Source organism: Rhodococcus sp. W8901, assembly GCF_013348805.1.
GTDB lineage: Bacteria > Actinomycetota > Actinomycetes > Mycobacteriales > Mycobacteriaceae > Prescottella.
Window position 1 is genome coordinate 272,161 of sequence record NZ_CP054690.1, and the last position, 12,650, is coordinate 284,810.

The 12,650-nt window shown below is 68.3% G+C and carries 7 protein-coding genes; 6 read left to right on the top strand and 1 reads right to left on the bottom strand.

The annotated features are described in order from the left end of the window. The first annotated feature begins 61 nt into the window (after positions 1-61). From HUN07_RS01245 to HUN07_RS01260, 4 genes are all read left to right on the top strand, one after another. Entirely contained in the window at positions 62-2,380 is a 2,319-nt protein-coding gene (locus HUN07_RS01245) for an Ig-like domain-containing protein (protein ID WP_174907466.1), read from the top strand. A gap of 119 nt (positions 2,381-2,499) precedes the next feature. Beyond that, positions 2,500-3,258: a lysophospholipid acyltransferase family protein gene (locus HUN07_RS01250; protein WP_174907468.1), complete on the top strand. Its 759-nt coding sequence runs from the start codon at positions 2,500-2,502 to the stop codon at positions 3,256-3,258. 91 nt (positions 3,259-3,349) lie between these two features. After that, entirely contained in the window at positions 3,350-4,174 is an 825-nt protein-coding gene (locus HUN07_RS01255; protein ID WP_114724131.1) for an HAD family hydrolase, read from the top strand. 246 nt (positions 4,175-4,420) lie between these two features. Continuing rightward, positions 4,421-7,699, top strand: coding sequence for a protein kinase domain-containing protein (locus HUN07_RS01260; RefSeq protein WP_174907470.1), 3,279 nt, complete (start codon positions 4,421-4,423; stop codon positions 7,697-7,699). Between the two features lie 144 nt (positions 7,700-7,843). Here the strand turns inward: HUN07_RS01260 and HUN07_RS01265 are convergent, their stop codons facing one another. Then, on the bottom strand, positions 7,844-9,883 hold the full coding sequence (locus HUN07_RS01265) for an N-acetylmuramoyl-L-alanine amidase (protein WP_174907472.1): 2,040 nt from the start codon (positions 9,881-9,883) through the stop codon (positions 7,844-7,846). Between the two features lie 389 nt (positions 9,884-10,272). Between HUN07_RS01265 and HUN07_RS01270 the strand changes: the two genes are divergently transcribed. Then, positions 10,273-11,988 (top strand): SpoIID/LytB domain-containing protein, encoded by a 1,716-nt coding sequence (locus HUN07_RS01270; RefSeq protein ID WP_174907474.1) that lies wholly within the window; start codon positions 10,273-10,275, stop codon positions 11,986-11,988. 166 nt (positions 11,989-12,154) lie between these two features. Beyond that, positions 12,155-12,613: a MerR family transcriptional regulator gene (locus HUN07_RS01275; protein ID WP_174907476.1), complete on the top strand. Its 459-nt coding sequence runs from the start codon at positions 12,155-12,157 to the stop codon at positions 12,611-12,613. The last annotated feature ends 37 nt before the right edge of the window (positions 12,614-12,650 follow it).

Sequence of the window (12,650 nt, forward strand, 5' to 3'; positions counted from 1 at the left end):
GCCGGAGGTTCCACTTCTCACTCCATGGCGGTCGGCGAAGTCCGTCGTCGAGAGGAAACCTATGTCTGACAGAAGGACTCGCCGACGGATGGCCGTGGCGGTGGGGGCTGCTGCTGCGGTGGCTGCGGGGTTTGCGGTCACTGCCGGTGCCGGCGCGGCGAGCGCTGCACCGGGTTCGGTGACATGGCAGGACGGTGACAGCAAGTTCACGCGGACGATCAGTGATGTGAACCCGAAAGAGGGTGACATCGTCACGTCGAAGACCACGTTCCAGCGGACTGCTGGTGTGGTGGAGTACATCTACGCCGTCAAGGATCTGCATCCGACGTGTCTGACGTATGTCGAGGGTTCGGCGAAGGTTGATGGTTCTCCGCGGGGTCTCGAGAGCAAGGGCGCTGACTTCGCGCGCATCGAGGGGTCTTCGATCGAGTGGCCGGTGCGGGCGCTGGTGAATCCGAATACTCGTACGTTCGAGTTCTCGTATCGGGTGGGTGCGGATTGTGCGCGTGAGACGCCGTTGATGACGACGATGCATTATGGCGGTTCGTTGGGTTCGGGGACGTATGCGGACAAGGGGCCGACGGTCACGGTCGCGAAGAACGCGACGTCGACGTCGTTGGCTGCGGTGTCGGGTGGTGTGCAGGTGGGGCAGTCGGTGACGCTCAGTGCCACGGTGTCCGGTGCGGTGGCGGGTGATTCGGTCGATTTCTATGACGGTGCGACGAAGGTCGGGACCGGTGTGTTGAATGCGTCGGGTGCGGCGACGTTCGCGTGGATGCCGTCGTCGGCGGGTGCGCATTCGTTGCAGGCGAAGTTTGCGGGGACGGCGAAGGCGAAGGCGTCGGAGTCGGCGCCGCAGTCGGTTTCGGTGTCGGTGGCGACGTCGATGACGGTGTCGGCTCCGGCGTCGGCGTTGACGGGTTCTGCGGTGACGCTCACGGCGACGGTGACGCCGTCGAATGCTCAGGGTTCGGTGCAGTTCAGGGATGGGTCGACGAATATCGGTGTGCCGGTGGTGGTGTCGAATGGTACGGCGACGTTGCAGCACACGTTCGACACGGCCGGCAACCACAGCATCGCGGCGGACTTCATCGCCGGAACCGGGTTCGTGAATTCGTCGGCACCCGCGCAGGCGGTGTCGGTGAGCGTCCCGGATGCGGCGACCGCCACCACGCTCACCGTCCCGTCCACGGCGGACACCGGTGCCCAGGTGACGCTGTCGGCGGACGTCGCCCCGAATCCCGGTGGCGGCACTGTGCAGTTCAAGGACAACGGCGCGGACATCGGTGCGCCGGTTGCGGTGTCGAACGGTAAGGCCGACCTGCCGTACACCTTCTCGGAGGCGGGTCAGCACAGCATCACGGCCGTCTTCTCCGGCGCTCCCGGATTCGTCGGATCGACGTCGCAGGCACAGTCGGTGGCGGTCAGCGTGCCGAACGTCGCGACCACCACGACCCTGACCGGCCCGGCCACCGCCGAGACGGGGCAGCAGGTGACCCTGACCGCGAACCTCGATCCGGCGAACGCCTCGGGTTCGGTGCAGTTCAAGGACGGCAACGTCAACATCGGTAACGCAGTGGCGGTCTCGAACGGCAAGGCCACCACACAGACGCCGTTCACGACGGCCGGTCAGCACAGCATCACCGCGGTCTTCACCGGCAACACGGGCTTCAAGAACTCGACGTCGGCGGTTCGGGTCGTGACGGTGAGCACCGCGCTGGTACAGACGTCGCTGGAGCTGTCGGTGCCGTCCGCGGCGCAGACGGGCACGTCGGTGACCCTGACCGCCACCACGACCCCGGCCGACGCGTCGGGCACCGTGCAGTTCACCGAGAACGGCGTCGCCATCGGCGGCCCCGTCACCGTGGCGAACGGTGTCGCGAAGCTCGAGCACGCCTTCACCGCGGCCGGTGACCGCACCGTCGGCGCGACGTTCACGGGTGCATCCGGTTTCACCAACTCGAACGGAGCCTCGCAGACGGTCCAGGTGTCGGTGCCGACCCCGGACGACACGGTCACCACGACCACTGTGACGGTCCCGGCGACGGCCACGGTCGGCAGCCCCGTGACGTTGTCGGCCACCGTGGCAGGCGGCACGAATCTGCCCGGCACGGTCCAGTTCTACGACGGCGACCTCCCGATCGGTGACCACGTCTCCCTCGTCGACGGTGTCGCGAATCTGGAACACACCTTCACCACCGACGGCGCGCACCGCATCACCGCGCGCTACTCGGGCGGACAGGGGGTCAAGGCGTCGGCCTCCGCCGAGCAGTCGGTTCAGGTCACCGCGGCGGACAACGGCGGCACCGGTAGTGCCGGTTCGCTCGGCACCATCTTCGGGTCGCTCGGCGGCGCCGGACGCTCGGGATTCGGGTCCTGAGGGTCCTGATCTCCTGAGCTGCTGAACACGGTCCCCCGCCCTCACCGGAGGCGGGGGACCGTGTCGTCTGTGGGAACGGATGTGTCCGTGGCCACCACCCGACGACTACGCTGCTCGGTGTGGAACCCTTCTACCGAACGATCATCGGCGTTGCTCGTGTCGTATTCGCAGGCCAGGGACTGAAGTTCACCGTGACCGGCGAGGAGCACGTTCCCGAGCGCGGTGGGGCGGTGGTCGCCATCAACCACACCGGGTACATGGACTTCACCTACGCCGGCCTGCCCGCCCGCGCCGTGAAGCGGTACATCCGGTTCATGGCGAAGAACGACGTCTTCGTCAACAAGATCTCCGGCCCGCTGATGCGGGCGATGAAGCACATCCCCGTCGATCGGTCCGCCGGCTCCGACTCGTACCGCGCGGCGGTACAGGCCCTGCGTGACGGTGAACTGGTGGGTGTCTTCCCCGAGGCGACGATCAGCCGCAGCTTCGAACTCAAGGACTTCAAGTCCGGCGCCGCCCGGATGGCGCTCGAATCGGGCACCCCGGTGATCCCGATGGTGATCTGGGGTTCGCAGCGCGTGTGGACCAAGGGGTTCCCCAAGCGTCTCGGACGAACGAACACCCCCATCTCCATCGCGGTCGGCGAACCGATCGCGCCGTTCGAACCCGCGTCCGAGATGACGGCGCTGCTGCACACCCGCATGGAGGAGTTGCTCCGCGGGGTGCAGGCGAACTACGACCATCCGGCGGGCGAGTACTGGGTTCCCGCGCGGCTCGGCGGCGGGGCACCGACGCTCGAGGAAGCCAACAAGATGGACGCCGACGAGGCCGAGGCCAAGGCGGCCGCACGCCGCAACAAGGAGACCGGGGCAAGCTAGCGGCCGGGGCCCGTCCACGCGGGTGGTGAGATTGCGCTCACCGATCGCAACCCAGGGGCGGGAAGTCGCCCGAACGGGGCAGAATGGCCCGGTGCACCCCGAACTCCCCAGCCTGGTCGCCAGTGATGTCGACGGCACCCTGATCAACGACGACGAACGCGTCACCGCCCGCACCCGGGCGGCGGTGCAGGCGGTGGTCGAGTCCGGCACGCCGTTCGTCCTCGCGACGGGCCGCCCGCCGCGCTGGCTCGGCCCGGTGGTCGACGGTCTGGGCTTCGCGCCGCTCTCGGTGTGCGCGAACGGCGCGGTGCTCTACGACGCGGAAGCCGACCGGGTCATCTCCGCCGCGACGCTGTCGCTCGAGACCCTCGCGTGGCTGGCGGACCTGGTGGAGTGGGAGCTACCGGGCGCCGGCCTGGCGGCCGAACGGATCGGTGCCTCCGCGCACGACACCGCGACCGCACAGTTCGTGAGCGCCCCCGGTTACGAGCACGCCTGGCTCAATCCCGGCCACACGGAGATGGCGCCCGAGGACCTGCTGTCCGCGCCCGCGGTCAAGATGCTGATCCGTGTTCCCGGCGCGAGCAGCGCCGACATGGCGGCGAAGCTGCGCCCACTGGTGGGGGAGCGGGCCGACCTGACGTATTCGACCAACAACGGTCTGATCGAGGTGTCGGCGCCGGGCGTGACCAAGGCGTCCGGGCTGCAGCTGATGGCGCAGCGCCTCGAGGTGCCCGAGTCGGGCATCGTCGCGTTCGGGGACATGCCCAACGACATCCCCATGCTGGCGATGGCCGGTCACGGTGTCGCCGTGGACAACGCGCACCCGGAGGCGAAGGCGGCCGCAGACGAGGTCACCGCCACCAACTCCGACGACGGCGTGGCCCGGGTCCTCGAACGCATCTGGGCGGACTGAACCGAGAACAACCCCTGCCCCCACCACGTAGTTCGGCTGTGGGGCATTCCGGTCCTGTGTGAACCATGTTGTGGTGCAACGACTGTGCCGAGTCCGGTGTCGGCCGGAGGCGATCCGCCCGGTGGAACCACGAACCTGTGAAACGAATCGGTCGTCGGAAACGAAACGGTCGGCACCGGATTCGGGAAGACGAGGTCGGCCTGCGTCGGGCTACCCTGGTTTGGCAGTTGAATCGCAGGTGACTTCATGGTCGAGAACGATCCCTTCAGAACACAGCGGAACGTGGAGTCGGCCCCCGCCGCGGAGTTGAGCGCGGTTGGGTTCGACGGTGCTGTCGAGATCGGGCGGGGTGGGTTCGGGATCGTCTACCGCTGCACCCAGGTAGGTCTCGACCGGACGGTCGCGGTGAAGATGTTCGCGGCCGAACCGGACGCGGAGAATCTGCCGCGATTCCTGCGCGAGCAACGCGCGATGGGGCAGCTCACCGGACACCCGCACATCGTGGGGATACTGCAGGTCGGCCAGACGGAATCGGGGCGACCGTTCCTGGTGATGCAGTACCACCAGCAGGGATCCCTGGACGCCCGGATTCGCAAAAGCGGCCCCCTCCCGGTGCAGGAGGTGCTGCGGCTCGGGGTGAACTTGGCCGGGGCGCTCGAGGCAGCGCACCGGCTCGGCATCGTGCACCGCGACATCAAGCCGGCGAACATCCTGTTCACCGACTACGGTGAGCCGGCCTTGGCCGACTTCGGTCTCGCCCACATCTCGGGCGGCTTCCAGACTGCCACCGGCATCGTCGCCGGCTCGCCCGCCTTCACCGCCCCCGAGGTGCTCGGCGGCCAACCCCCCACGCCTGCCGCCGACGTGTACGGGCTCGGCGCGACCCTGTTCTGCGCGCTCACCGGCCATGCCGCGTTCGAGCGCTACGACGGTGAGCGACTGGTCGCACAGTTCTTGCGTATCACCACCCAACCCGTACCGGACCTGCGCGAGAGTGGGATCGACGCCGACGTCAGTGCGGCCATCGAGGCGGCGATGGCGCGAGACCCCCTCCAGCGCCCCACCCCGGAGGCGTTGGGCGAGCAGCTCGGCCGACTCGAGCGTGGCGACGGCCCGTCCGTCGCGGACACTGCGCCAGAGGCCGACCCGGTTTTCGAACGGCAGACCGCACCGTCGGCCGGCACCGACATCGCGGCGGGAGATGCGCGGAAGAACCGGGCACGCCGGGGAAATCTCCCGACGGAACTGACGAGTTTCGTCGGGCGCCGCACCGAACTGTCGCAGGTGCGAGATTCCCTGTCGGCAGCTCGTCTGGTGACGCTGACCGGCATCGGCGGGGTCGGCAAGACCCGGCTCGCGCTGCGGGCTGCCGCGGCCGCACAGCGGGCAGTTCCCGACGGCGTGTGGCTGGTCGAACTCGGCGAGCTGCGCGACCCCGCGCTGGTGATCGAGCAGATCGCCACCTCCTTGGGAGTACGCGACCAGTCGGCCAGACCTGTGCGTGAGGTTCTCGTCGATGTCCTGGCCCCGCGCACCACGCTCCTGGTGCTCGACAACTGCGAGCAGGTGATCGCGGCCGTCGCCGACGTGGCACAGACACTGCTGACGAGATGCCCGAAGCCGCGCATCCTCGCCACCAGCCGAGAAGCACTCGGCATCGGCGGCGAATCGGTGATCAGGGTGTCCCCGTTGACGACTCCCGAACCGGACGACACTCTCTCCCGGCAGAACGTGTCCCGCTTCGACGCCATGACGCTGTTCGCCGAACGCGCCTCCTCCGCCGTACCGGGCTTCGAACTCACCGACGAGAACAGGGGCGTCGTCGCCGCGATCTGTGCTCGCCTGGACGGGCTGCCGTTGGCGATCGAGCTTGCGGCGCCGCGGATGCGGACGCTCTCGCCCGAGCAGATCCTGCAGCGGCTGACCGACCGGTACGCCTTGCTGACCCGTGGCAGCCGGAGCGCCCCGACCAGGCAGCAGACGCTGCGCTGGGCCATCGGCTGGAGCTACGACCTGTGCACGCCCGCCGAACAACAGCTGTGGGGTCGGCTGTCGGTGTTCGCCGGCAGCGTCGACCTCGGTGCGGCCGAGTACGTGTGCGGCGGCGACGGGGCGCCGGACAATCCCCTCGACACGATGACCGCGTTGGTGGACAAGTCGATCCTGATCTGCGAGGGATCGAACGGCGAGGTCCGCTTCCGGATGCTCGACACGATCCGTGACTACGGTCGGGACGCGATCACGCACGCCGACCGGTACCAGGATCTGCGCCGCAGGCACCGCGAGTGGTATCAGCGGCTGACGCTGGCTGCCGAAGCCGAGTGGATCGGTCCCCGTCAGCTCGACTGGATCACCCGGCTGGAGCGGGAACTGCCGAACCTGCGCGAAGCCCTCGAGTTCGGCCTCTCCGAGCGCGACGGCAGCGCACTCCAGATCGCCGCGGCCCTCTACGAATTCTGGCGCTCCCGGGGACTGGTCAGCGAGGGCCGACGCTGGCTCGATCGCACCTTGGCCCAGCCCCGCCGCGACTCGACCGTCGAACGCGCCAAGGCGATCTTCGCCGCGTCCGAGTTCGCTGCGATCCAGGGTGACCTGGCAGCGGCCGACACCTGGGTCGCGGAAGCTCATGCCCTCGAGGTGCCGGGAGTCGGAGTCGACCCCCTGACGCACGCCTTCGTCGCCGCCGCCGAGGGGTTCGTCGCTGTCGCCGGCGGGGATCTGAACCGCGCACGGGAATGCCTCGAAGAGGCCACCGAGGTACCCGAAGTACCGGACGACCTCCCGCCACGGATCTATGCGCTCCTGCTGCTCGGATGGGTTTACCAAATGAGCGGTCAGACCGCTCGAGCTCTTGCCAATCACGAGAAGGTGCTGGCCATCACGGAATCTCACGGTGAGTCGGTGTACAGGTCTCGCGCGCTGGCGGCCATGGGAATCGCCCTATGGCGGCACGGAGACAGCGATTACGCGATACAACAACTCGAAAAGGCACTCCTGCTTACTCGACCGGTGGACAATCTGATTACGACATCGACGTGTCTGCAGGCACTGGCGTGGATTACCGCCGAGCGCAACGACTCTCGGCGGGCCGCTGTCATGATGGGAGCCGCCGCCGAACTGCGGCATACCGTGGGCAGCCCGCCAATTCTGTTTCCCAGTCTGCTCCCCTACGGGGAACAGTCCGAGCGGAAAGCCCGTCGCGCACTCGGTGCGCGAGCGTTCGAAACCGCCTACCGCGAGGGTCGCTCGTTGGACTTGGATGCCGCGATCGCCTTCGCCCTCGGCGAGCGCTCCGACGAGAGGACCGCCGCCGCCCGTGCCCCGACCGACCTGACCAAGCGCGAACAGCAGGTCGCCGAGCTGGTCGCCGAGGGCCTGACGAACAAGGCGATCGCAGCCCGACTCGTACTTTCGCAACGAACGGTGGACGGGCACGTCGAGCATGTCCTGACGAAACTGGGGTTCGCTTCGCGGGCGCAGATCGCGGCTTGGGTCGTCGAACAGGAACATGCGTCGGGTATGTGAGAGCAAACCGGATCGTCGAACACGAAGTGCTTGCCACGACCTCGGTCGTGGCAAGCACTTCGTGTTCGGTTCGCGTGTCGCGACAACGCCTGGAATCCGCCGACTGTGTGGAAGCGGAAGCGCTTTCGTTGTCGCGAGCGGTGATCAGTTGATCTGGACCGGGGCCTCGGAGACCGTGCCCGCCGGTGCTGCTGCGGCCGGGGCCGCCGCCGGTGCCGCTGCGGGCGAGTTCAGGATCGTCGTGACCTGCTTGGTGGTCTCGTCGAAGATCATCGATCCACGCTCGAAATCGCTGCGGAAGCCGTTGGCCACCCGGTACTCGTCGCTGATCGGCAGACCGATGTCGCTCAGTGCGCCGCCGGACGCCTGCCACGACTTGAAGATCTCGCCGAGCATCGTGACCACCCCGCCCTGCGGTGAGGTGAAGATGGCGCCGTTCTGGAAGAACGCGTACAGCTGTCCGGTCGCGGTGGTCAGCAGTCCGGTGATGGCGTCGCCCAGCATGCTGCGGTTGCCGCCCATGGCCAGCCACTGCTGTGCGATCGGGTTGGAGTCGGCGATCGACAGGATCCCGTTGACGACGGCCGGAATGTGCTGTGCCAGGTCGAGCGAGTTCCCGCCGTTGTTCCCGCCGTTGTTGTTCCCGCCGTTGTTGCCCGAGCTGGGGTTCGTGGGCGGCGGGCCGCCGACTCCGCCGCCGTAGTTGGCTGCGGCGATGTCACGGATCTGGTTCATCTGGTTGTAGGCGGCGTCACCCGGGCACTCGGTGTAGCCGACGTCGCGGTGCGCGAAGATGATCGGCAGATTCACGGCCGTGCCCAGCGGGTACTTCGTGAACGAGGTGCCCTCGGAGTACATGGTCGTGAAGCCCTTGGGGTTCAGGTTCGCGAGCTTGAGCCGCCAGCCGAGGTACTTGCCCACCGACTCGATCGTCGCGGCCGGTGCGGGGGTGTTGACGAAGTTGCCCATCATGGCGATACCGACGGTGTTCTCGTTGAAGCCACCGGCGTGCGCACCCTGGACGGGGCGGTCGAGGCCACCGAAACGTCCCTCGAAGATCTGGCCGAAGCGGTCGACGAGCACGTTGTAGCCGACGTCGCACCAGCCCAGCGTCTGCGCGTGGTAGGCGTAGATGCCGCGCACGATGCCCGCCGACTGGTCCTTCGTGTAGTTGTTGTTCTCGGCCGTGTGGTGCACGGTCGCGCCACCGGTGGAGTCGTCGTAGGTCGGGTTCTGGCAGCGGATGCCCTCGTCGGCGCCCCACGCCTTGCGTGAGATCACGTTGATGCCGTTCACCGACGTCGGCGTCGCGATGTCGGAGAGGTTCGAATCCTGCGGTCCGCTACCGGGATTGATGAGGACGGCGGCGATGTCGTTCGCGTTGACGGTGGCCGCGTGGAGCGGCTTGGACACCGCTGCCGGGACGTAGCCCAGCGGCTGCTGCGTCTCGGCCGTTGCGTCCGGGGCCGGGGACTCGGCGGGCGCTTCCGCGGGGGCCCCTGCGGCCGGCGCTGCCTGCTCGCCGGTTCCAGCGGTGCCGGCGGCGGCACCGTCCTTGGGCGACACGAGAATCTGGACCGCATTGGTCTCGCCGACGAACACGGGATCGGTGCCCTGCTTGCCGGACTGCGATGCCATGTCGGAGCTGCCGCTCTCGATCACGTCGGGGGTGAACCACTCACCCCACGACCCGTCGGCGAGCTTCGCGCGGAGCTTCGTCACCGTCGACTCGAGGTCCGGCGCGGTGAGCGCGACCATCGAGAACGGCTCGTCCCGGGTGATCTCCTTGACCGTGGCACCGAGCTGATCGGCCGGGACCGTCGTCGTCTCGGGCGTCGGTGCCGGTGTGGGAGCGGCAATGTCGCCCGGCGCGTCCGGCGTGGTCAGTGACGGCAGGTCGAGCGAACCGCCACCCGGAAGCGGGATCTGGGTCGGCAACGGTAGGTCACGCAGGTGGATGTCCGGAAGATCGAGCCCGGTGAGTTCCTTGAGCGGGATCACGATGTCCGGAACCGAGGCCAGGACGACCTCCGCGATCTGGGTCTCGATCGTCGGGTAGGAATCGCTGGCGGAGCGGACATCGGACTGGTCGCTGTTCAGGGCCTGCACCGCGAACGGCGTGGCGACTGCCACCGCGGCGACTGCGGCCAGAACGATCGAGTTCTTCGGTCGACGGTGCGGCAAGGCGAATTCTCCTCGTGGTAGTGCGCGGGGTGTCTTCGTGCGCTGCGAGCGACCTCTCGGCCGGACCGATCCCGGTGGGGTCGGGGTTCGGACTGAATCCTGGGGGCTGCCCCGGGAGGAAGTCCACAGATCATCCGAGGATGTCTGCAACTTGTGATGCAGATGTTACTGATGTGATTGGTGTTACCTCAGTGGTAGCTGTTGCCAACACCAGTCACAGTTGCCACACTAGTCGCAACATCCATAACGCTCAACCTTAGCTTGAGCCTTTTGGGAGTGTGCAGGTCGGGCGGCTGCCTCGCTCCAGATCCACGGCAGCTGCGTCGTCGGCACGACCGTTTCCGGACCTCGCGCGATGTTCCGGACCCTTCACCGATGAGGAGCGCAGTATGGCGACCCCCCGTCTCCGCAGAGTCACGAATCGCGGTGTCCGTATCCGCCGACGATCCGTGGCCGGCCCCTCCTGGTCCCTGGCCCGACTGACAGCATTCGGGCTGGCCCCGGCCCTCGCGGTGGGAGCCGTGGTGGGACTCGCCGCATTCGAGCGTGACTCCGAACCCGCGATCGCGCCGGTGGTTGCCGCCGAGACATCCATCACGCTCAACGGTCACGGCTACGGACACGGCCGCGGGATGGGCCAGTACGGCGCCTACGGCTACGCCAAGAATCAGGGTTGGTCAGCGGAGCGGATCGTGGGCCATTACTACGGCAACACCACCCTCGGCCGAGTCGACGACCCGTGGGTGGCCGTGCGACTGCTCGGCCGCGACGACAAGCGCCTCGACGTCTACTCGCAGGCCGGACTCAACGTCGCGGGTCGCTACTTCGGGCCCAATTCCTCCGCGCACCTCACCCCGACGCCGGGTGGCGCCGATGTCACCGTCACCGAGGGGTGCACCGGCCGCGAGATCTGGCGGGGCTCCACCAACCATCCGTGGGTCGACCCGGTGAACCTCGGCGGGAACCGTCCGGCCAACGAACACCTGCGACTGTGCGACGGCAACGTGCCGTATCGCGGCGCGATGAACGCCACGCGCGACGGCAACGGCGCCTGGCGGACCGTGAACCGGGTACTGATGGAGGACTATCTCTATGGTGTGGTGCCGGCCGAATCGGTCCCGTCGTGGGCCGACTCCGGCGGGCGGGAGGCGCTGCGCGCCCAGGCCATCGCGGCGCGTTCGTACGCCGCGGCCGAGCGCCGCTACGGGTACGCGCAGACCTGCGACACCCAGTCCTGCCAGGTGTATCGCGGGTCGTCCAACGAGGACCGCCGGACCACCGACGCGGTGAACTCCACCGCCGGCACCGTGCTCAAGCGCGGTAACCAGACCGTGGCCGCCGAGTTCTCGTCCTCGTCCGGTGGATTCACCGCCGGCGGTGTCTTCCCGGCCGTCCCCGACGACGGCGACGTCATGTCGCCGAACCGCAACTGGACGCAGACCGTCACGGCCGGGGCCATCGCGAACGCGTTCGGGGTCGGCGAACTGTTCTCGTTCGAGGTGATCGGCCGTAACGGGCTGGGTGCCGACGGCGGCCGCGTGACCCGGGTGCGGGTCGCCGGCTCGACCCGCACCGTCGAGGCGACCGGCGACGAAGCCCGGTGGAAGCTCGGGCTCAAGTCGGACTGGTTCACCGTGGGCGGCGGTGGAGCACCGGGGCCGATCCCGGGACTGCCGATCCCGTTGCCGCCGGGTTCGCTCGAGTCGATCCCACTGCCGCCGCTGCCGGAGATCACGCCGGGCTCGCTCGAGTCGCTCCCGCTGCCCCCGCTTCCGCCGCTGCCCCCGCTCCCGCCCCTGCCGGGCTCGAGCGGACCACTGCCGATCGCCGAGCCTGTCGATGTCGCGGCCGTCGCCGACGTCGCGGATCCCGAGTCGCTGATCGACGCCAAGTACCGCGACCTCGGGGGACCGGCGGGCAGTCTCGGTGAACCCACCGGCCCGGAGCTGATGCTGCCCGACGAGTCGGGCAAGTTCCGTGCCTACGCCGGCGGCACCATCGTGTGGACGCCGACGCTGGGTGCGCAGGTCGTCGACTCGAGCGTCGTCCTGCAGCAGGTGCTTCAGGGCAGCGGTGAGATCGAGCCGGGAAGCGCTACCGGATAGAAGGAGGACGCCGACAGCCGGCGCCTGAGGGAATCGGGCAGGAACCCCAGGAGAATCAGCAACTCTCCGTGGGTCCTGCCCGATTTCTGTTTTCCGCTTGACCTTGACGTCGCGTCAACCTGCACGCTGGAAGGACCGACGAAGATCGAGGTCGAGGAGGTGCGACGTGAACCGACCCGGAGAGTGGTCCATCCAGCAGTTGGCGCGGATCACCGGAACCACGAGCCGGACGTTGCGGCACTACGGCAGCCTGGGCCTGCTCGAGCCGAGCCGCATCGGGGCCAACGGGTACCGCTTCTACGACCAGGCCGCGCTCGCGCGGCTGCAGCGGATCCTGCTGCTGCGTGAACTGGGGCTGGGGCTGGCCGCGATCGCCGCCGACTACGGACGCGCCCACGCCGCCGGACTTGCGCCCGACAGCCCCGAAGTGCGGGAGATCACCCGTCGGCACTACGAATGGGTCGCGGCGGGCTGGCAGGGGCGTCGCCCCGGCGCCGACGAGTTCGCGGGCCTGGCCCAGATGTATGTGGCTGACCCCCGGTTCGCGGCGAACTACGACCGGCACGGCGAGGGGACCGCGTCATTCGTCAGCGACGCGATGCTCGCGTTCGCGCTCGACCTGTAGGCGCTGGGCGCCCGTGCGCCTTTTCGGTGGTTCGCGC

Bases quoted from the DNA above. Each gene is read 5' to 3' on its own strand.
- HUN07_RS01245 (WP_174907466.1), top strand. From the start codon at position 62: ATGTCTGACAGAAGGACTCGCCGACGGATGGCCGTGGCGGTGGGGGCT.
- HUN07_RS01260 (WP_174907470.1), top strand. From the start codon at position 4,421: ATGGTCGAGAACGATCCCTTCAGAACACAGCGGAACGTGGAGTCGGCC.
- HUN07_RS01270 (WP_174907474.1), top strand. From the start codon at position 10,273: ATGGCGACCCCCCGTCTCCGCAGAGTCACGAATCGCGGTGTCCGTATC.